The sequence below is a fragment of the Paenibacillus sp. J5C2022 genome (assembly GCF_025567625.1).
Lineage (GTDB): Bacteria > Bacillota > Bacilli > Paenibacillales > Paenibacillaceae > Pristimantibacillus.
In genome coordinates, this window is the sequence record NZ_JAOQJC010000002.1 from 201,962 (window position 1) to 221,824 (window position 19,863).

Annotated in this window: 18 protein-coding genes and 1 other annotated feature (1 of these 19 running past the window's edge); of the genes, 13 read left to right on the forward strand and 5 right to left on the reverse strand. The window is 51.7% G+C overall.

What is annotated here, in order from left to right:
* A complete protein-coding gene (locus M6D81_RS02740; RefSeq protein ID WP_262675264.1) occupies nucleotides 1-1,056 on the forward strand; it encodes a DUF294 nucleotidyltransferase-like domain-containing protein in 1,056 nt (351 codons plus the stop codon).
* Nucleotides 1,057-1,080: 24 nt separating this feature from the next.
* Nucleotides 1,081-1,818, forward strand: coding sequence for an exonuclease domain-containing protein (locus M6D81_RS02745; RefSeq protein ID WP_262675265.1), 738 nt, complete (start codon nucleotides 1,081-1,083; stop codon nucleotides 1,816-1,818).
* Here the strand turns inward: M6D81_RS02745 and M6D81_RS02750 are convergent.
* Both M6D81_RS02750 and M6D81_RS02755 read right to left on the reverse strand, forming a co-directional pair.
* The gene (locus M6D81_RS02750; RefSeq protein ID WP_262675266.1) at nucleotides 1,804-2,223 is read right to left on the reverse strand and encodes a M67 family metallopeptidase; all 420 of its coding nucleotides are present in this window, start codon (nucleotides 2,221-2,223) and stop codon (nucleotides 1,804-1,806) included. The genes M6D81_RS02745 and M6D81_RS02750 overlap by 15 nt on opposite strands.
* Before the next feature lie 50 nt (nucleotides 2,224-2,273).
* Nucleotides 2,274-3,530, reverse strand: coding sequence for an MFS transporter (locus M6D81_RS02755; RefSeq protein ID WP_262675267.1), 1,257 nt, complete (start codon nucleotides 3,528-3,530; stop codon nucleotides 2,274-2,276).
* Between the two features lie 85 nt (nucleotides 3,531-3,615).
* On the opposite strand from M6D81_RS02755, the gene M6D81_RS02760 reads away from it, so the two are divergent.
* The gene (locus M6D81_RS02760) at nucleotides 3,616-4,155 is read left to right on the forward strand and encodes a TlpA family protein disulfide reductase (protein WP_262675268.1); all 540 of its coding nucleotides are present in this window, start codon (nucleotides 3,616-3,618) and stop codon (nucleotides 4,153-4,155) included.
* Between the two features lie 71 nt (nucleotides 4,156-4,226).
* Here M6D81_RS02760 and cimA read toward each other — a convergent pair whose 3' ends face one another.
* Complete coding sequence (gene cimA / locus M6D81_RS02765; RefSeq protein ID WP_262675269.1) at nucleotides 4,227-5,840, reverse strand: citramalate synthase; 1,614 nt, start codon at nucleotides 5,838-5,840, stop codon at nucleotides 4,227-4,229.
* A gap of 200 nt (nucleotides 5,841-6,040) precedes the next feature.
* Here cimA and M6D81_RS02770 point away from each other — a divergent pair, with 200 nt between their 5' ends.
* From M6D81_RS02770 to M6D81_RS02805, 8 genes are all read left to right on the forward strand, one after another.
* The gene (locus tag M6D81_RS02770) at nucleotides 6,041-7,327 is read left to right on the forward strand and encodes a DNA polymerase IV (protein WP_262675270.1); all 1,287 of its coding nucleotides are present in this window, start codon (nucleotides 6,041-6,043) and stop codon (nucleotides 7,325-7,327) included.
* A 72-nt stretch (nucleotides 7,328-7,399) separates the two neighbouring features.
* Nucleotides 7,400-7,642 (forward strand): ferredoxin, encoded by a 243-nt coding sequence (locus M6D81_RS02775; RefSeq protein ID WP_262675271.1) that lies wholly within the window; start codon nucleotides 7,400-7,402, stop codon nucleotides 7,640-7,642.
* 402 nt (nucleotides 7,643-8,044) lie between these two features.
* Nucleotides 8,045-9,448 (forward strand): L,D-transpeptidase, encoded by a 1,404-nt coding sequence (locus M6D81_RS02780; protein WP_262675272.1) that lies wholly within the window; start codon nucleotides 8,045-8,047, stop codon nucleotides 9,446-9,448.
* 45 nt (nucleotides 9,449-9,493) lie between these two features.
* Nucleotides 9,494-9,631 carry a hypothetical protein gene (locus M6D81_RS02785; protein ID WP_262675273.1) on the forward strand — a complete coding sequence of 46 codons (138 nt, stop codon included), beginning with the start codon at nucleotides 9,494-9,496 and terminating at the stop codon, nucleotides 9,629-9,631.
* Between the two features lie 218 nt (nucleotides 9,632-9,849).
* On the forward strand, nucleotides 9,850-10,947 hold the full coding sequence (locus M6D81_RS02790) for a quinone-dependent dihydroorotate dehydrogenase (RefSeq protein ID WP_262675274.1): 1,098 nt from the start codon (nucleotides 9,850-9,852) through the stop codon (nucleotides 10,945-10,947).
* Between the two features lie 17 nt (nucleotides 10,948-10,964).
* Nucleotides 10,965-11,762: a GTP diphosphokinase gene (yjbM, locus tag M6D81_RS02795; protein WP_262675275.1), complete on the forward strand. Its 798-nt coding sequence runs from the start codon at nucleotides 10,965-10,967 to the stop codon at nucleotides 11,760-11,762.
* Nucleotides 11,763-11,848: 86 nt separating this feature from the next.
* The gene (locus M6D81_RS02800; RefSeq protein WP_262675276.1) at nucleotides 11,849-13,384 is read left to right on the forward strand and encodes an RsmF rRNA methyltransferase first C-terminal domain-containing protein; all 1,536 of its coding nucleotides are present in this window, start codon (nucleotides 11,849-11,851) and stop codon (nucleotides 13,382-13,384) included.
* Between the two features lies 1 nt (nucleotide 13,385).
* Nucleotides 13,386-14,132, forward strand: coding sequence for a pseudouridine synthase (locus tag M6D81_RS02805; protein WP_262675277.1), 747 nt, complete (start codon nucleotides 13,386-13,388; stop codon nucleotides 14,130-14,132).
* A 24-nt stretch (nucleotides 14,133-14,156) separates the two neighbouring features.
* Here the strand turns inward: M6D81_RS02805 and yjcZ are convergent, their stop codons facing one another.
* A complete protein-coding gene (yjcZ, locus tag M6D81_RS02810; protein WP_262675278.1) occupies nucleotides 14,157-14,252 on the reverse strand; it encodes a sporulation protein YjcZ in 96 nt (31 codons plus the stop codon).
* A 176-nt stretch (nucleotides 14,253-14,428) separates the two neighbouring features.
* The gene (locus M6D81_RS02815; RefSeq protein ID WP_262675279.1) at nucleotides 14,429-16,021 is read right to left on the reverse strand and encodes a DEAD/DEAH box helicase; all 1,593 of its coding nucleotides are present in this window, start codon (nucleotides 16,019-16,021) and stop codon (nucleotides 14,429-14,431) included.
* A gap of 192 nt (nucleotides 16,022-16,213) precedes the next feature.
* Here M6D81_RS02815 and M6D81_RS02820 point away from each other — a divergent pair, with 192 nt between their 5' ends.
* Both M6D81_RS02820 and M6D81_RS02825 read left to right on the forward strand, forming a co-directional pair.
* The gene (locus M6D81_RS02820) at nucleotides 16,214-17,455 is read left to right on the forward strand and encodes a CynX/NimT family MFS transporter (RefSeq protein WP_262675280.1); all 1,242 of its coding nucleotides are present in this window, start codon (nucleotides 16,214-16,216) and stop codon (nucleotides 17,453-17,455) included.
* Between the two features lie 1,062 nt (nucleotides 17,456-18,517).
* On the forward strand, nucleotides 18,518-19,588 hold the full coding sequence (locus M6D81_RS02825) for a transposase (RefSeq protein ID WP_262675281.1): 1,071 nt from the start codon (nucleotides 18,518-18,520) through the stop codon (nucleotides 19,586-19,588).
* A gap of 138 nt (nucleotides 19,589-19,726) precedes the next feature.
* Nucleotides 19,727-19,863 (forward strand) — a binding site (T-box leader) (it continues 102 nt past the right edge of the window).

Here is a 19,863-nt window from a genome sequence, read left to right on the forward strand (position 1 = left end):
ATGTTGGATTCTGTGAATGCGCTGCTGCAGCAGCGTATGGCGCGAGCGAGAGATGCGGGCGAACTGCTGGAGCTTCGCAGATTAATGCACAATGAGATGGAACGGCACTCTTATCTATCGATTGATATGCTGAACGAACAAATGAATGCGATGCACGATCGGCTGATTGGCAGAGCGATTGTGCTAGCGGAGAAGGAGTTGGCACGGAAGGGGAGAGGCACTCCCCCCGTGCCTTACGCATATGTGCTGTTCGGCAGCGGAGGGCGCAAGGAGCAGACTTGGTCCAGCGATCAGGACAGCGGCATCATCTATGAGCATCATGACTATGATATGGATGCGACGCAGGCATACTTTCTGGCGCTGGGCGAAGAGATTGTGGATACCCTCTCCCAGACGGGATACCCGCCTTGTGAAGGGAATGTGCTAAGCAGCAATGCGTTATGGTGCAAGTCCGTCCAGCAATGGCACTCCACCATCTCGCTATGGTGCGTCGACCCTACATGGGAGGCTATCCGTTACTTGCTCATTGTAGCGGATGGCAGAAGTGTATATGGTGAAGAACGGTTATGGAGCCAGTTGAAAGAGCGATACTTAAACGCTGTGCTGAGCTATGCGAAGGTGCCGACCAGAATGTTGGAGAATACGATGCGGCACAAGGTGCTGACAGGAATATTCGGCCAGCTGCTGACAGATCGATACGGGGAGGATGCCGGCAGTCTCGACATGAAGTATGGGGCATACATTCCTATGGTTAATGCCGTCCGGTTGCTGGCCATACGGGCCGGAATCGTTGAGACGTCTACATTGGGGAGAATATTGCAATTAATCGAATGCGGCGAATTATCCGAGTCGGAAGGGAAAGGGTACCTCGACGCTTTCCGATTCTTCATGCGAATGCGGCTGATGGCGAAGACTCAGTTCGCAGACGGTTATTACAGCAGCAGCGGCAAGCTGCCGCGCAGCATACTGGACAAGGAACAGGTAAGCGAGCTAAGAAGCTTCTTGAAGCAAGGGAGACGACTGCAGCGATTCGTGAACAGGCTTAAGGATCGTTAGCGGCACATCAAGGCGGTGTCAGGTGTGAAGGAGTATAAAGGGATAGGGAGAATGTGGCACTTGTACAAGCTGGGCGGAGTTACCCCGGCAATCGCTTCCATGCTGGGTTCACAGAAGGCGCAGCATATGGCATATATTCGCCACGCGAATCGGCATCTGCGCAATCCTTCTATGTTAGACATGCCATTGGCTGAGCTTGAGGCGGCTGTCTTCGATCTGGAGACGACCGGATTTCATCCCGGCAGCGGCGATGAGATTATTTCGTTCGGAGCTGTATTAATGCGAGGCGAGAAGGCCATTGAAGAAGGGGGGAGCTTCTATTCGCTTGTCAATCCGGGCCGCGCGATACCGGAGCATATCCAGCAGTTGACCGGCATCACCGACGATATGGTGAAGGAGGCTCCGCCTCTTGTGGAAGTGCTGCGCCAGTTCATGGCTTTTGTCGGCAAGCGATTGCTGATCGCCCACGCTTCCGGTCACGACAAGAAATTTCTGGATGCCGCATTATGGCGGACATCAAGAGTGAATCTGAACCATCGGGTGCTGGATACGATGATGGTAGCGAAGTGGTTGGAGCCGGGGCGTGAAGATTACGGACTGGATGGTTTGCTGTCAAGCAACGGCATACATCTTCGCCGGCGTCATCATGCCCTGGATGATGCTTTGATGACAGGCAAGCTATGGGAAATTTATTTGAAGCGAATGCTGGAGCGGCAAGTGACGACGCTTGGCGATCTGTATGCCTATTTAAGCCAGCACTAACGGAATCGGAATGAACATTCCGCCATCGCTGCGGTAGCGCTTCACTACGGGCTTCGCCTGTCGGGGGAAGGCCACAATCCAATAAGCGACATCCTCAGCCGGCAAGTAGCCTTCATAATCGCTTGATGAAGGCTCTGCCGGCTCGGCGGGGTGGGAATGATAGATGCCGACAAGCTTTTGTCGGTTTTTTCGTATGTAGAAGTATGCTTCTATCCATTGCTGCGGGTCGAATGTGAACGTTTGCCGCGGCTGCTCATGCACGTTATGTATCGGGATGATCGTATCGGCTATTCCCGTATTGTCGGCGCAGACGAGCAAGCCGCATGCTTCCAAGGGCAATGCGGCTTCGCAGAGCAGGATAAGTTTGTCGTATGCGTTGGCCGTAATGGAGGCTTCTTTGTCCATGATCGCACTTCCTTCCCATTGTCATTATACAGGAAGCGGCACATACTGTGTTAGGCCTTGCTTTGCTGCTTGGGCGGATGGAGCAGGGCAATGACGCTCCATAGAGATGCAAGGCTGAGCACGGTCAGCATAACGAACAGCCAGGTAGCCGAACGAGCGGCCAACCAGGTGAACAATGGCGGACCGGCCGCGACGCCGAAGAAGCGCAAACTGTTATACAACGAAGTGACCATGCCGCGGTGAGAGCGATCCACAGCCCCCGTAATGAGCGTATTCAGACAGGGGAGAATGAATCCCGTACCTATGCTGCTGACGGAGATGAATATCATCAGGACGATCATGGATGCGTGCCAGATCGAGGCGGCAATGAGGGACGCCGACATCATAATCAGCCCTGCTATAATGATGCCCCGTATCCGCTTGCCGCTTTTTTTGATCACCTTGCCAGTAATATATGCCGTGATGACGAGTCCCAGCAGAGGAATAGCCAGCACGCCTCCTTTCGCCACGCCTTGGAGGGACATCGGCGGCTTCTCCAGCATATCGGACAAGTAGACGAGCAAGCCGAATAAAATAAATAATCCTAAGGACCCTGCGAAGTAGGCGGTGAACAGCCACTTGCCGTTCTTGCTGTAGATGTCCCGCATGCCGGATAAATACTGCTTAAGCGGCATGGCGCTCTGACGATGCTCCGGCTCCTGGATGAACAAGATGACGGCCAGCAAGGCGGCGCCGCATAATATCGGGAAGGCGAAGAACGGGGCATACCAGATCCACAAGCCGAGCAATGAGCCGAGGATAGGGCTGATGACCTTGCCCGCGCCGTTGGAGGCTTCAATCAGCCCCAGCAATTCGCTCTCCGCGCCGTCCTTGTACAGATCGCCGACCAGGGCCATGGCGATCGGAGCTGTCCCGGCAGCCGCTATGCCTTGAATGGCGCGAGAGCCGATCAGTAAGGGATAGGAGTGCCAGACGGCGGCGAATCCCGCTAGCAAGCCTGCAGCGCCATAGACCGCTAGCGCGGGCACGATGATAGCTTTCCGTCTGGTCCGATCGGCGCAATAGCCGATGAAAGGTATGAACAGAGCTGCGGATACCGAGAATAAAGAGATGACAAGGCTGGACTGCAGCGAGGTCAGTCCCATATGCTGGGCCATGTCCGGCAGGATGGGTACAAGCATGGAGTTGCCGAGTACGAGCACGAGCGGGACTGAGGCGAATGCGGCAGGTTGAAGCCATTTGGACTGCGCCATTTTCAAGTGTTCCTCCTCCGTGAAGTAAGTGAATGGCTTTGTTGAAGGTTTCATGGCTAATCTGCCCTCCGGCTTGAGCTTCCATACCTTGCGTGTTACGATGAGGTCAGAGCAAATTATATATAAGGGAAGGGACAGAATGAGGAATATCGTCACTTTGTTTATCGTTGCAATTCTGTTCGCAGGTCTTGGGACCTATCAATATATGACGAGGGAAGCGGAAGCGGCGGGCTCTGGGGCTGTGGATGAGGAGTTCAAACCGAAGGCTGGATATATGGCGCAACCGTTCGGTCTTCCCGATCTCGACGACAGGATTGTCTCCGCAGGCGAAGCGGGAGATAAGTTGCAGCTGGTTAATTTCTGGGCGTCATGGTGCGGCCCTTGCGAGCTGGAGGCGCCTGATCTGCAGAAGCTGCATGAACAGTATGGAGAATCCGTTGCGCTGTACGGGGTCAATTCCACCTATTACGATAAGGAGCGCGACGCCAGGAAGTTCGTGGACACGTATCAGTTCACTTTCCCTGTGCTGATGGACCGGGAAGGCACGATCACGAATCAATACAAAGTGAAGGTTTATCCGACGACATTCCTGATCGATAGCGAGGGCGTTATCCGTGAGCGGATCAATGGAGTCATTCCTTACGAGGAATGGGAGAGGTTAATTGAGAAGTGGTCATAGCAGACAAGCGACATCAGAAAGGAAGGCTCCGTTTTTCGGAAGCCTTCCTTTTTCGATGGCAACAAACTCTTCTAATGGTTGCTTAATCCGATCCGTTCCGGCTTCTCGTTGCCGCTAACCTCAAGCTTGACCATGTTCATCAGTGCATACCGGAAGCTGTCGATCAGCGCTTCCCAGCTCGCTTCGATAACGTTGCCGGATACGCCGACTGTGCTCCAGGAGTTGTCCAGTCCCGTCGATTCCACCAGCACGCGTACTTTCGCTGCGGTTGCGTCCTTCTCGTCGATGACCCTGACCTTGTAGTCGGACAGATGGATGCTGTCGATCTCCGGGAAGAACTGCACGAGAGATTTGCGCAGAGCGTTGTCCAGTGCGTTGACGGGGCCGTTCCCTTCCGCAGCGGTATGCACCTGCTGCCCGTCCACGTTAAGCTTGACGATCGCCTCCGAGATCATGCCGGCGTGATTGCGCTCGACATGAATTTTGAACGACTCCACTTGGAATACGGACGTGAATTCACCGAATGCTTCCCGCAGCAGCAGCTCCATGGAGGCGTCCGCGCCCTCGAACTGGTAGCCTTGATGCTCCAGCTCCTTGATTCTGTTCATAATTTCTTTCGTCTTCTCATTATTGTTGTTGATATCAAGACCGAGCTCCGCCGCTTTGGAGATAATATTGCTCTGTCCCGCGAGCTCGGAGACGAGAATACGCTGCTTATTGCCCACCAGCTCCGGCTGCACATGCTCGTATGTCTTGGCATCCTTCATAATTGCCGATACGTGGATACCGCCCTTGTGCGCGAATGCGGCGTTGCCGACATACGCTTGGCCTACCGGCATATGCACGTTGGCGATCTCGCTGACGTACCGCGCTGTCGTCGTCAAGGTGCGAAGCTGTTCCTCCGGAAGACAGATGTAGTTCATTTTCAGCTGGAGGTTGGGGATGATGGAGCATAGATTGGCATTGCCGCAGCGTTCGCCGTAGCCGTTGATCGTTCCTTGCACTTGCCTTGCACCGGCTTCTACCGCGGCAAGTGTATTGGCGACGGCGAGCTCGCAGTCATTGTGGGTATGGATGCCGATCGGGGTGTCCAGCTCGGCTCTGATTCTGCCTACGATCTCGCGAATCTCGCCGGGCAGCGTACCGCCGTTCGTATCGCACAGCACGAGCCAGTCGGCTCCCGCTTCCGCCGCCTTCCGCAATGCGGCGAGCGCGTATTCCGGATTGTGTTTGTATCCGTCGAAGAAGTGCTCGGCATCGTACATCGCTTCCATCCCTTTCATTTTAAGAAAGGCGAACGAGTCGTAGATCATCGCCAGATTCTCCTCCAGCGTCGTCTGCAGAGCGGTGTGTACATGAAAGTCCCACGCTTTGCCGACAAGCGTGGCGGCGGGTACGCCGGATTCCACGATGCGCAGCAGGCTGGCATCCTGCTCGGCGATGCTGTTCTTGCGGCGCGTACTGCCGAATGCAGTCAGCTTGGCGCCCAGCTTCAACGCTTTTACCCGCTGGAAGAATTCGATATCCTTGCCGTTGCTGCCGGGATTGCCGCCCTCGATATAGTGCACGCCCAGCGCATCCAGCTTTTGGGCAATTTTCAATTTGTCGTCTGCGGACAAGCTGATGCCTTCCCCTTGCGTACCGTCGCGCAGCGTCGTATCAAATATGCTGATAATTGATGACATTCCTGTAGACGCCTCCTTCAGTAAAGACCTTAACAAATCATAATTAACGATTATAACACTTTATTCGTGTAAAGTAGAGAGGCAAGTTCAAATTTTATCAATTATCGGATAGCGGTACATTGACTTGGCATGGTGCTCATACTATGCTGAATATATTGTAAACAAGCTGCATGGGCAGCGGGCTTGAAGGAGGGCTGTCAATGTCTGATGTGGATGCGCATTACCCGGCGCGCGGCAGAGTGATCATCCATCTGGATATGAACGCTTTCTATTGTTCCGTACACGAAGCGGAGCAGCCGGAATATTATAGAGAGAAACCGACAGCCGTATCCGGCAGCGTAGAGATGCGCAAAGGGATTATCGTGACTTGCTCGTATGCGGCCAGAGCCCGCAGCATCAAGACGGGCATGAATGTGGCGCAAGCGATGCGCATCTGCCCCGAGCTTGTGCTGATCAAGCCGGACTTCGAGCTATATCGCAAGTATTCTAGAGGATTTATGTCCATTGCCCGGCAGTTCACTCCCATGGTCGAGCAGGTATCCATTGACGAATGCTACCTGGACATTACCGGCTCGAAGCTGTTCGGCACTCCGCTGGACATCGCGAAGAAGCTGCAGTACCGCATTGCTTCGGAGTGGTCCCTTCCTTGTTCGATCGGGCTTGCGCCCAACAAGCTGCTGGCGAAGATGGCTTCGGACATGAAGAAGCCGAACGGGCTGACCATCCTGCGCTTGCGGGATGTGCCCTCACTTCTGTGGGATAAGCCATGCGGCTACTTGTTCGGAATAGGCGGCAAGACAGAGAAGAAGCTGCTTAGCCTGAACATCCGAACGATCGGAGAGCTGGCGGATACGGATGAAGCGTTCCTGAACAAGCATTTCGGAGTATTGGGCTCGTGGATGAAGTCGGCGGCGCACGGCATCGACCATTCGCCGGTCAACCCGAACCGCGAGAAGAATAAGTCCATCGGCCATACGACGACGCTGCCGCAGGACTTGACGGAGAGGGAGGACATCTGCCGGGTGCTGCTCAACCTCTCGGACCAGACGGCTCGCAGGTTGCGTCGGCAGAAGCTTGTTGCGGCCACCGTGCAGATTACGATTCGCAGGCCGGACATGTCGACGATCACCAGGTCTCATACGCTGCGCGTGCCTACCGACGATACCGGCGTCATTTACGATGAGTCCAAGCGTCTATACGATCGGCATTGGAGGCAAGGGGAGCCTATTCGTTTGCTGGGAGTAGCGCTTCAGAATTTGTCATCCGCAGAGGAGACGGCGCTGCAGCTTGATTTGTTCCATTACGAGGAGCAGCCGCGCAAGGATGCCCTGACTCGGACGATGGATGCACTGCGCGACCGCTTCGGCGAGGATGCCGTCTTGACGGCGGGAATGCTGGGGGATGATCCCTCTGCCTTAATCAGGAACAAGCGAATTCGCGGGACATCCTTGCAAAGAGACGATACTTTGTTATATATTGATGAGTGAAGGTTTAAAGCATAATTGGGATCAGCTGGAAGATAAAGTGGTTGATTCCGTGACAATAAGGAGGGGAAATGAATGGCTAAATATACATGGGTGGAGAAGGACACTTGTATCGCTTGCGGCGCTTGCGGAGCAACTGCGCCAGATATTTACGATTACGATGACGAAGGAATTGCGGAAGTCATCTATGATGGCGACGAGAATCATGGCAATACGGAGATTCCGGAAGATATGTACGACGATATGCAGGATGCATGCGACGGATGCCCGACGGATTCCATCAAGATTGCCGACGAGCCGTTTAACGCAGCGGGCTAACAAGCAACACGACCTATTATCAAGCTCTTCTCCAGGCAGACGGGGAAGAGCTTTTTTTATTTATAGCTTTGCGGGGTTATTTTGCTGTATTTATGCGTTATAGGCCCTAAGTCTCATTGAAGTGAAGGTTTTCTTTCCGATATATTCCTTAAAGTGCGTGTTCAAAAAGCCCGGTTTTCAGCACCGAGAAGATTGAATGAAACTAGGAAATGAGGAGCGGAGCGTAGTGTAGGCTACGTGAGCACCTGAAATGTTTCCGGAGGAAACATTCTTCGAAAGCATACGCTTTGTTCCGGTTGAGTTCAATATTCGATGTCGAATACTCTTCTCGGCATACTTCGTGATCAAAAGCGGACTTTTTGAACAACCTCTTAAAGCAGAGGAAGTGGAGGGGAAGACCGGATGAAGAAGCCGGAGGACATCCTGTATTTGAAGCAATTCGTCAAGCAGCATCCCGATAATCGGATGGGGTGGTACTTGCTCGGGAAGCATTACAGGGAAGCGGGGAAAGATGGGAAGGCCAATTACTGCTTTATCCAGGCAGGCGATATATACGACGCATACGAGCAGGAAAGTCATCCGCTGGCACATCCCGAGCAGCAGCTTGAAGAGCTGAAGCAATGGGACCGCAGGCAGAAGAAGAGGAAGCTGCTGCGCCGTACCGCGGTAGCCGCAGCGCTTCTGTTGATCGTTACGCTGCTTATTCCTTACAATCAGTTCGTAAGGAAGGACGAGCAGCCGGTCGATCAGCAGCCCGCAGCGACGACAACGACAACGGCCGCGAGATTGGCAGTTGGCGTTGTGTTCGTTCCGCAAGCTAACTTCCAGCCAGTCGGCTATGCGATGGAGAAGTTGATGGAAGCGGGCGGCGGAGCTCCGCGATATACGCTGGCGGCATCCCTTGGCGAGGAAGGGGGCAAGATGCAGTGGATTAGCCGGGCGCGGCTCTATATGACGGCAGACAGGTCGCAAGGCGGCAATCCGCTAGAGCTGAAGCTCCTTGATCGTGAAGCGTGCCTGTGCGAGCCTTGGGATGCCAGCCGGGCGGAAGGCGTATTCAAGGACTGGAAGAAGCGGCAGGAGACGCACTGGGTACTTGGCAGCGGCATCTTGCAATATAAGCGAATATATGGCAATTGGCCGCAAAGTCTGAACGATCTCATCCGCCCGTATCCGAACAATGTACTATCGGGGGAAGGGGAAGGCATGAAGGAGAGCTTTGCCGGCCTGCTGGAAGCCATCAAGAAGAAAGCGGCATTAACGGAGAAGGATTCGCAAGACAGCGGAGAAGGGAATGCCAAGGCCGCAGCTGCAGATACGCTGCGTATGGTCGGCTCTAACGGGCTGTATGACGAGGATTGGGATAAACCGCTCGAGATCATCATCGATACCGACAGCTATCAGTTGGCCGTTGTACAGAACAACATGGTCATTCGCAGCTACACAGTTGGGCTGGGCGGAGACAAGACGCCGGAAGGCAGCTTCTATATTAGTGAGAAAGTAAGGGATCCGAAGGGAAGCCAAGAAGGGATGTTCGGGACGAGAGGCATGACGTTGTCGGGGACGCTGTACGCCATTCATGGGACTAATGAACCGGATAGCATCGGCAAGGATGAATCGCTCGGCTGTATCCGGATGAGGGACTCCGATGTGGAGGAGCTATACGATCTGGTTCCGCTGGGTACAAGTGTGACCATCAAGGGAGGGAAGCTTCCGTTCGGGCCGAAGAAGCCCGAGAACAATTTCTCGCTCGTACCGAAGCAAGACGAAAGCAATCCCTCCAAGGTGTACCAATGGCTGACCTGATTGCCGGATATGGACAGCTAGGATGTGAGTATAAGGAGAAGAGAGATGGCAACAACAATGACGCCGGCGATGGAACAGATCCATATTAGCGCCTTCTTGTTTACTTCTTCTTTCTCTTTCGGTTTTATTGTTGCTGGTTTGCGTTTCGGAGCGCTCAATGGTATCAACCTTTCTTTGAAATAATGTAGACATGCATATATGCCTATATTGTAATCGTTTTAATCCATAGTCGCAACCAAATGCCCTTGTGAGAGGTTTATGTATTGATCGGCTCTCGCAAGGGTTGTTTGTCATGGAAGCTGACATGACCGCTCCATTTTGGAAGGGATAGCCCTTTTCTTTTTGCGGCAAAAGGGATAAACTGATCGATAGAGCATAATAGTCAGAACGGAGTGAAGTCGTTGTTATACGAAAAGCTGCTTAAACCTTATTTCTTTAAGATGGACCCCGAGAAAGCGCATCATCTCGTCATAGATGGTCTGGCTGCAGCTGGCAAGGTGCCGGGGGCGCTAGGCGTCATGAATGCCATGTACGGCGTTAATCCAATTCCCCAATTGTCTACGGAGCTGTTCGGCATTTCTTTCCCCCATCCTGTCGGACTGGCAGCGGGGCTTGATAAGAACGGGAAAGCGACTGACGGCTTCTCCAGCATAGGATTCGGGTTCATGGAAGTCGGAACGGTGACGCCAAAGGGACAGCCCGGCAATGAATTGCCCAGATTGTTCAGGCTCCCGCCCGATCAGGCGCTGATCAACCGGATGGGCTTCAACAATGAAGGTGCCGCGGCGATGGAGAATTCACTCAAGAGTCGGAAAGTGCATCGCATTCCCATTGCCGTCAATATAGGTAAAAATAAGGTGACTCCCAATGAAGAAGCGCATAAGGACTACCAGTCGTGCATTCAGTCACTTTATGAGTCCGGAGATTTCTTCGTGGTTAATATCAGCTCGCCCAATACGCAGGGATTGCGCGACTTGCAGCATGGCGAGGAGCTCCGCAGACTGCTGGACACGGTAACGGAAGAGATCAGGCAGCAGGCAGCGATGCGTAACGCCAAGCCGAAGCCGGTATTGGTGAAGATTGCTCCGGACATGTCTGACGAGGAACTGCAGCAGACGGTTGCAACGATTATGGTCAGCGGTGTATCCGGCATTATTGCCACGAATACAACGTTGTCACGGGACGGGCTGGTTCATGCCAACAAGTCAGAGACCGGCGGATTGTCCGGCATTCCGTTGAAGACTCGTTCTACGGAAGTGATACGCGCCGTATACGAACAGACAGGAGGCAAGCTGCCGATTATTGGTTCCGGAGGCATCTTTACCGCGCAGGATGCATACGATAAAATTCGCGCGGGTGCTTCGCTCGTAGAAATATATACGGCATTAATCTATAGAGGGCCCGGCCTGCTTCGCGAGTTGACAAGCGGGTTATCGGACTGCTTAAGAAGGGACGGCTACAGCCATATTGCGGAAGCAGTGGGTGCTGATCACAGATAGATACAGGAGGCGGCCGGATGGACGGAAGAGACTGGAGTTTATTTTTACAGCCTTACGAACAGGCGGTTGAGGAATTAAAAGTCAAATTTAAAACGATGCGGGTTGAGCTCAAGCTGCGGGAAGCATATGCGCCGATCGAATTCGTTACCGGGCGCGTGAAGCGTGTATCCAGCATTTTGGACAAGGCGAAGCGGCTGGGCGTTGCTTCTGACCAGTTGGAGACGGGCATTGAGGATATTGCCGGTATCCGCATCATGTGTCAATTCGTTGACGATATTCATAGAGTGGCGGAATTAATCCGAAGCAGGCAGGACTTGAAGCTTGTCTACGAGAAAGACTACATTACCAACTACAAGGACAGCGGCTATCGCAGCTACCATATCATCGTAGAATATCCCGTGCAGACGGCTCTCGGGTATAAAATAGTGCTTGCTGAAATTCAAATCAGGACACTTGCGATGAACTTTTGGGCGACGATCGAGCATTCCTTGAATTACAAGTACAAGGAACGATTGCCAGAGGATGTAAGGGACCGGCTGAAGAAGGCTGCGGAAGCCGCATTTCTGCTGGACAACGAAATGACGCTCATCCGTCAGGAGATATTGGACGCCCAGACCGACTTCGAGGAGAGATCCAACATCGTCTCGCGAGTGCTGGGAGGTATACAGGACCTGTATTTTTACCATCGGGTCCGAGAGGCCGCCCAATATCAGATGAAATTTAATGAGCTATTCGAAGTGGAGGATTATCATGGCCTGAACGGATTGTATGCGAGCATTCAACAATCCATTGCGAAAGCGAAAAAAGGGGGATAGCCCCTTTACCGAACAGATAACCTCTGAATGGGTGCGCAGTGCGTACAGTTCCGAGGTTATTTTTCTCAAGCTTAGGGGGATACAAAATGATTGAAGGCTTGCCGGAACCATTTCTTGACAAGATGAAAACACTGCTAAAGGAAGAGTATGCCGATTTTATCGCTTCCTATTATGATTCGCGCGTATACGGTCTGCGTATCAATCCGTTGAAGCTAAAGCCGGATGAATGGCAGCGATTAACCTCCATGCAAGGCGAGGTGACGCCGATACCTTGGACGAGCACAGGCTTCTACTACGAGGAAGAGGAGCGCCCAGGCAAGCATCCACATTACCATGCCGGCTTGTATTACATACAGGAGCCCAGCGCAATGGCGCCGGCCGAATTGCTAGACGTTCAGCCGGGACATCGCGTGCTTGATCTGTGCGCAGCGCCGGGCGGCAAGACGACGCAGCTGGCGGGCAAGCTGCAAGGGCAAGGGGTGTTGGTCGCGAACGACAATGCCTTGGAGCGCACCAAGGCGTTGGCCAAAAACATCGAACTCTCCGGCGTTCGCAATGCGGTTATTTTGAATGAAGAGCCGGGCAACATGGTGCGAGCATTCAAGGGGTGGTTCGACCGTATTTTAGTGGATGCGCCTTGCTCGGGAGAAGGCATGTTCCGTAAAAATCCTGCGATGAGCGATCAGTGGGAGAAGCACTCGGTAGAAAAATGCTCGCTTATGCAACGAGATATTCTGGAGCATGCGGCGAATATGCTTGCTCCGGGAGGCATGCTTCTATACTCCACGTGCACGTTCTCGCCGGAAGAGAACGAAAGCCAGCTGGCGGTATTTCTTGCCAAGCGTCCAGACTTCGAAGTTCAACCGATTCCGAAGCAATGGGGATGGAGAGATGGTCGGCCGGATTGGGTAGACGCCGATCTGGCAGCGCAATTGTCGGAGGAAAGCTTGCAGAGCATGAAAGGAACGGCTAGGCTATGGCCGCATCATGTGAATGGTGAGGGCCATTACTTGGCATTGTTGAAGCGGACAAGCAATACCGATGCAGGAGACCATTACGCTGAAGCGGAACAACCGACAGCGGCATCAGAGCCGCAAAGGCCTGTAAAGATCGATCGGAAAGCGGGACGAAAGCGAAGACGCGAAGACAGGGAACAGCAAGCGACGGAGGTCGAACAAAGTCCTTTTGCAATTTGGCAGCAATTTGCCCAGGAGCATTTGCAATCGGCTGACGAGCTGGAGGGTAAGCTGGTAATATTCGGCTCGATCGTCTATTTGCAGCCTGAAGGCATTCCCGATCTTGGCGGACTTCGCGTCGTTCGCGCCGGATGGCTGATCGGAGAAGTGAAGCGCGACCGCTTCCATCCTTCGCAAGCTTTGGCCATGGGGCTCAGTTGCACACAAGCTGCAAGATGTATTCTCTGGAGTGCCGAGTCCGAAGAAGTCATTCGCTATTTGAAAGGTGAAACCTTGTTCGTAGACGAAGAGAAGATCCAGATGAAGTCTGAGACGTCAAGCAAGGGATATGTCCTTGTATGTTTAGACGGCTATCCGCTTGGCTGGGGCAAATATGTCGGAGGTATGTTGAAAAATGAATTAGCGGCAGGCTGGAGGCGGATATAGCATGGCGAATCGATTGCGGCTTGACAAGCTGCTGGCTAATATGGGCTTTGGGACTCGCAGTGAGATCAAGAGGGCGGTAAAGCTTGGCAAGGTAACGGTCGACGGCAATGTGGCGAGGGAAAGCGGGCAGATTATTGAACCTGAGAGGCATGTCGTCCAATATGAGGGTGAGTCGGTCGTATATCGCGATGTGATATACATGATGATGAATAAGCCGTCTGGTGTGATATCGGCTACGGAAGACACTCGCGATAAGACCGTCGTTGATCTCCTGAAGCCTGAGGATAGCTTGCTGAAGCCTTTCCCGGTAGGGCGGCTGGACAAGGATACGGTAGGTCTGCTGTTGCTTACAAACGATGGGGCGTTGGCCCATGAACTGTTGTCGCCGAAGAAGCATGTTGACAAAACCTATGAAGCGCTGGTACTCGGAAAAGTAGGCGAAAGCGATATTGAAGCATTTGCGATGGGCGTTACGTTAGATGACGGTTATATGACTATGCCGGGGAAGCTTGTGATCGAGGAACATTCCGATCGGCAAGGGGAACCGTGCTCGTTCATACGGCTGACTATCAGAGAGGGGAAATTCCATCAAGTCAAGCGGATGTTTGAGGCGGTGGGGAAGCGCGTGCTTACGCTGAAGCGGATAAGTATGGGGCCGCTGAGGCTTGACGACGCTTTGGAAGAAGGACAATACCGAGAGTTGACCCCGGAAGAGGTGTCGCTTTTGAAAGGAAATCGCCAGAGCTAGCGCTCTGGCGATTTTGGTGTATGGTTAGTAATACAGAAAAGTCCTCGTTACGATGACTAACAGTATAAACAAAACCAGGATAACACCTGTCGTCGTGTAGCCTCCATGTACACCGGACATGCCCATTCCTCCTAAAGCGTAAGATTTCCGCAAGCGGGAGTTATGCTTGCCGGGAACCAGAAGCTGCTCCTACTTACGGCATAATATAGTATATGAACAACTTTCTGTTTGGACTGGACAGCTATCACGGTGTATTTGGGTTTGGGCGACGTATTCTCCATCAGGTCAAGGAATGACTAACTACGATTACCTCGGCCGTTTCCTTTCCCGCTTCTGCCATTGGACCTTCCTCCAGAGCGGTTGTTGGACTGGATGCTGGATCGGCCGTCAGAACGCCCTCCGGAACGGCTGTCGGAACGCCCTCCGGAACGGTTGTCGGAACGCCCTCCGGAACGGTTGTCGGAACGCCCTCCGGAACGGTTGTCGGAACGCCCTCCGGAACGGTTGTCGGAACGCCCTCCGGAACGGCCGCCGGATTTGTCATTTGATCGATCGCCGATAGGCAGATCGGATGATTCCCAGGGATTACGGCTTGTCCCATCGCTCAGCGAACGGTTCGTGTTATTCCTGCCGGAACGAGTGGATTGACTGCTGCCAGTTCTTCTGACTTTCCCACTTTCCTTCCCGCCGCGCGAGCGGTTCCGACTGGCTGCTCTCTCTGAGGATGGATGGTCGGAGGCGCTTCTTGATTGGCCTCCTGTACGCAAGGAGCCGTCCCGCTCCAGTTTTCTGCGGTCGATTCCGGATTTAATGCCTTTCTCGATTGAAGCAAGCTTGGAATTGTCGTACGGCGTTGCCAGCGTGACGGCCATGCCGGAATGCCCGGCCCGTCCTGTTCTTCCAATTCTGTGAATATATATTTCTGCATCTTGCGGTACGTCATAATTGTATACATGCGTGACGCCTTCTACATCCAGTCCGCGTGCTGCGACATCAGTTGCTACCAGCATTTGCAGCTTGGCTTCACGGAATCGCTTCATAACTTGCTCGCGTTTGGCTTGCGTTAGATCGCCATGCAGCTCGTCGCATTCGAACCCATGCTCCTGCAAGGCTTCGTTAAGTTTTTTGGCCCGTATTTTAGTTCTGCAGAAAATTACCGCAAGGTAAGGCCGGTGCGTCTCCAGTAGTTCCACAAGCGCTCGCTGCTTGCCGCGGTCAGTCGTTTCCACGATAATTTGTTTAATGTTGTCCAGCGTAACATTCGTGCTTTTTATTTGCACATCGATGGGATTGTTCATATATTCACTGGCCAATCTCCGGATCGCTTCGGGCATGGTGGCCGAGAACAGCATCGTTTGCCTTGCGCGTGGAGTGCTGGCAATAATGCTTTCGACTTCCGGAAGAAAGCCCATGTGAAGCATTTGATCCGCTTCATCCAGCACAAGCATGGATAGCTTGCCCAGATTAACCGTACCGCGTGTAAGGTGATCAATCAGTCTGCCTGGTGTTGCGACGACGATGTGGGGAGTGTGTTTAAGCTTTCGGATTTGCGCTTCTACATCTTGTCCGCCGTATGCGGCCAATACCCTCACTTCGTAAGCAGAAGCCAGCTTTTTCAATTCTGATGTAATTTGCAGGGCCAATTCGCGGGTGGGTGTTAAAATTAGCGCTTGAACCTGCTCCTTGTTCGTTTGGATACGCTGCAGCATCGGAAGCGCGAATGCGAGTGTCTTCCCGGTACCGGTCTGGGCTTGCGCGATAACGTCCTGTTCTTTAAGCAAGAGGGGGATGGTCTCTCGCTGAACGGGAGTTGGTGCGCTAATTCCTTGCTGTATCAATAATTCCGTAAGCTCGGGCTTGACGCCAAGAGCGTTGAATGCCTTTGACATGTTATCGTACTCCTCATTTCATCTCATCATATGAAGCTTAGTATAACAGTTAAGGGCGAGGAGTGCATCTTCGAGTTCAGTATGATATGCTATTAGCCGATATCCTTCGATAACAATTGGGATATGGAGGGATGTTTTACTCAAGGGTCATACATTTTCACACATGAATCGGAAGGTGGATTATCTACAACTATGAGCATCAGGGATCAGTCCGACATATCGAATAGACAAATAGATTATCGATCGTCAGACGTCGGTTTAAAGGGAGTCTGGCTTTTGATTGGCGGCATTGTTTTGCTGTCCATTGTATTGAGAGCGCCAATCACAATAGTTGGGCCTATTGTGGGGCAAATTCAAAATGACTTGGGGTTGTCCGGCGCTGCTATGGGCTTGCTAACGACTTTGCCTTTGCTTGCATTTGGCTTGTTTTCTCCCTTCGCACCTGTTGCTGCTGAGAAATTCGGCTTGGAACGGACCCTGTTATTCGCTTCGATGGTATTGACGCTGGCCATCCTTATTCGTTCATTGTCGGGATCGACAGCATTGTTTATCGGCACTGTATCAATCGGAGCGGCTATTGCCATAGCGAATGTGCTCCTACCTAGTCTCGTAAAGCGCGATTTCCCGGAGCGTATAGGTTTGATGACTGGGATATATACAGTAGCCATGAATTTAGGAGCGGCAGTCGGTTCAGGGATAAGCTACCCGATGACGGCCGGATTAGGCATTAGCTGGGCAGGAACGCTTGCCTTTTGCGCAGTTATCGCTCTTGCGGCAACTATCGTATGGGTACCGTTGGCGAAACGATCCGGGAGGCGAACTGCGGGTACAATCTCTATTGCAGTATCGCGAACCAATGGAAGAGGACGTGTATGGGATTCAACACTGGCTTGGATGGTATCCTTATTCTTGGCACTGCAGTCCTTTTGTTTTTATGTAAATGTAACGTGGATACCGACGATTCTGGCGGACAAAGGGCTTAGCCACACAAGTGCGGGGTGGATGCTGTCCCTTATGCAGGTTATAAGTATGGGATCGACATTCGTAGTACCTATAGTTGCCGGAAGGCAGAAGAGCCAACGAGGACTTGCTCTACTGATGGCAGCGATGTTCGTAGCGGGCTATGTTGGCTTGTTGGTTGGAAGTTCGGGGTTAGTCATTCCGGTGATGATCTTGCTTGGATTGGGAGTCGGCGGCGGATTTGGACTTGCCGTTATGTTTTTTGCTCTGCGGGCAAGCTCAAGTGAGATATCCGCCAAATTGTCTGGTATGGCGCAATCCGTCGGTTATTTACTTGCGGCAACAGGTCCTTTTTTATTCGGTTACTTGCACGACCGGACTGGCAGTTGGACATTGCCGCTTATCGTAATCATATTCGTTTCGATCGCTTATGGAATCGTCGGCCTATGGGCTGGCGCGGATAGAAAACTGTAGACCGCTTGACTGCCGCTGCAGACCGAGCGAAAGTTATATTTAAAACTGGACAGAACGAAGCGGGAGTAGAGTTGACTGTCCAGTTTTAATGACTTATTTCGGTTTCGTTTTTCTTATCGTTTTCCAACTACCCATTACATTCCTGTTATTTAGGGCGTGTCTGAAAACCCGCTCAGTGGCACCTTTCACCGCCTATCCGCCCCCTGCTTCGTTCCGTTTGCTTGACGTACCCCCGGGTACGCCTTCACAAACGCGCCTTGCATGGAACGAAAATTCGGCAAAATTTGCTGTCCTCAGAGTTCTCAGACACGCCCTAGTTTATATTCAATAATCTTTGATTGTTGGAGCAGCATTCTCCGCCGTTCCATTGACATTGAAATGCCCTTTATTTGTCCTTGCTGGTTTGAAACTTCGCAGATTGCGATTCATTTCAGCATCACCGCAGTATTCCTCTCAGTAAGCTCTGCTTTCCTGCTTTCCCAGTCAGCCTATAGTCAGACTAACTTCTTGAAATTTTTCTCTGCCGTAGTTGGTGATACATCGCATATTTTTGCAAGGCAGCACTCTCCCCTTTACTCAGGAATGGAGCAGTACACAAGCATGTCGAAGTCTAAGTCGAACTGGGAGAAAATTATGAATACAAATATCATGTAATCCTTGATCAATTGAACGTTTTTATTCTTGGGGGAGGAACGGAGATTGCATGTAGCTATACTTTATGGTCGGTACCGGTATATTGCTAATTTTCCCAGGGCAGCACTCTCCCCTTTACTCAGGCAGGATGGATCTGATGATGATCATGTAAAGGTCAAATGAGTTGCAGATCAATCTACCACTCCAATTTTTTAACTGTTCATGCAAGCTGTTTGCTCCTTCACAATCAGTTGCATCCTGAGTTGAAGGGAGAGTGAGTAGTCTGGGAGAAGACGTAATATGCTGTAGGAAAGGGGAAGAAAGGTGTATGTGAGAAGAAAAAAACAGAACATATGTTTGCAATTCGAATGAAGTTGTGTTAAGATTGAAATACGAACAAATGATTTCATTGTATGGCGGGAGGACGTAATGATGCTGAAGGATGCTTTGGAACGTTTCCAGTCTCAATTCAAGACTGAAGCAGATTGTATTGCTTTTATGGAAGAGACAAGATGGCCGAATGGTTTCAAGTGTCCCAGCTGCAGTTGCTCCGATGCGTACAGGATAACTACACGGGTATTGCCGTTATTTGAATGCAAGGGCTGCAATATTCAAACATCATTAACCGCCAATACGATTATGCACAGGAGTCGTACGCCGATTAGAAAGTGGTTGTTGACGCTATTTCTAGTCTCTTCCTCTGAAGGGAGCGTCAATGCCGTTCGATTAGCTAATTTGTTGCAAGTCACCTATAAGACAGCTTGGAGTATGCTGCATAAGATACGACGGCTTATCTCCCGGTGGGATGCAGGACACCTGTTATCCGGCGATGTGGAGGCTAAGCATGAAATATATATGAAGCAGATTATTGTTACTGAAGAACGCATGAAACAGGAGAAATCGATCATTGTGGCGAGAGGGAGTGGTCATGCGGATGAAGTGTCTGTAGAGCATGAGGCATCCGACCGCCCTTATTATAAATTAAAGCTGGTGGGGCGTGAGAGCGAAGCAAGAAAGCCGCTGTCTGATGAAGAACGGCAAATATTTGTCGAACTGCACTGCCAAAGACAGTTGTGTTCTTTCCAATTCAATGCAAAGTCCTCCCCCAATCGCAAGTTTCCATACGAAGAAGTAAAGGAATATTGGGTGGATGGTTATCATTCTGGAAATACATGCGAGAAGTATAGTCCGTATGGCTGGAATGCTGCTGCCGTCAATGCACGAATTAAGGAATGTCCCTTTCTATATCCTTTGTCCATCATAGCTGCCGAGGGGTTCCGCTGGATAAATGAGACTTTTTTCGGTATCGGCATGAAATATGCGCAAAGCTACATAGACGAATACTGCTTCCGAATGAACTATGGCTGGGGTCAGGGATCGTCTCCTTTGCTTAGATTATCGCAATTGGCATTAACTGATGGCAACAATAAGGTAGATGAAGCGGACAGTCAACGTTCTGTACGGGGTAATTTGAGCAGATACAATGCTTCAGCCGCTTAAAAGTAGATCCACACTCGATACATACTACTCAATACAAACTACTCAATACAAACTACTCAATACAAACTACAATAACACACTCAATACTTGACACTTACAATTAAGAGCTTATATAATCATTAGTAATTGTTTTTCATATGGGATGCGTTGATGAGGAATAGTACGCGTATGTTCAAGGTTTTAGAGAGCCGACGGTTGGTGGAAGTCGGACCTTGATGACGGGGAAGCTCACCTCGGAGCAGCGAGTGAAGCCGTCAACATTTGACGGGGGAAGC

Coding starts and splice junctions, on each gene's coding strand:
- M6D81_RS02740 (WP_262675264.1), top strand. CDS start 1: ATGTTGGATTCTGTGAATGCGCTGCTGCAGCAGCGTATGGCGCGAGCG.
- M6D81_RS02750 (WP_262675266.1), bottom strand. CDS start 2,223: ATGGACAAAGAAGCCTCCATTACGGCCAACGCATACGACAAACTTATC.
- yjbM (WP_262675275.1), top strand. CDS start 10,965: ATGGACGGAAGAGACTGGAGTTTATTTTTACAGCCTTACGAACAGGCG.
- M6D81_RS02815 (WP_262675279.1), bottom strand. CDS start 16,021: ATGTCAAAGGCATTCAACGCTCTTGGCGTCAAGCCCGAGCTTACGGAA.
- M6D81_RS02805 (WP_262675277.1), top strand. CDS start 13,386: ATGGCGAATCGATTGCGGCTTGACAAGCTGCTGGCTAATATGGGCTTT.
- cimA (WP_262675269.1), bottom strand. CDS start 5,840: ATGTCATCAATTATCAGCATATTTGATACGACGCTGCGCGACGGTACG.
- M6D81_RS02755 (WP_262675267.1), bottom strand. CDS start 3,530: ATGAAACCTTCAACAAAGCCATTCACTTACTTCACGGAGGAGGAACAC.
- M6D81_RS02770 (WP_262675270.1), top strand. CDS start 6,041: ATGTCTGATGTGGATGCGCATTACCCGGCGCGCGGCAGAGTGATCATC.
- M6D81_RS02820 (WP_262675280.1), top strand. CDS start 16,214: ATGAGCATCAGGGATCAGTCCGACATATCGAATAGACAAATAGATTAT.
- M6D81_RS02800 (WP_262675276.1), top strand. CDS start 11,849: ATGATTGAAGGCTTGCCGGAACCATTTCTTGACAAGATGAAAACACTG.
- M6D81_RS02780 (WP_262675272.1), top strand. CDS start 8,045: ATGAAGAAGCCGGAGGACATCCTGTATTTGAAGCAATTCGTCAAGCAG.
- yjcZ (WP_262675278.1), bottom strand. CDS start 14,252: ATGTCCGGTGTACATGGAGGCTACACGACGACAGGTGTTATCCTGGTT.
- M6D81_RS02785 (WP_262675273.1), top strand. CDS start 9,494: ATGGCAACAACAATGACGCCGGCGATGGAACAGATCCATATTAGCGCC.
- M6D81_RS02775 (WP_262675271.1), top strand. CDS start 7,400: ATGGCTAAATATACATGGGTGGAGAAGGACACTTGTATCGCTTGCGGC.
- M6D81_RS02825 (WP_262675281.1), top strand. CDS start 18,518: ATGATGCTGAAGGATGCTTTGGAACGTTTCCAGTCTCAATTCAAGACT.
- M6D81_RS02760 (WP_262675268.1), top strand. CDS start 3,616: ATGAGGAATATCGTCACTTTGTTTATCGTTGCAATTCTGTTCGCAGGT.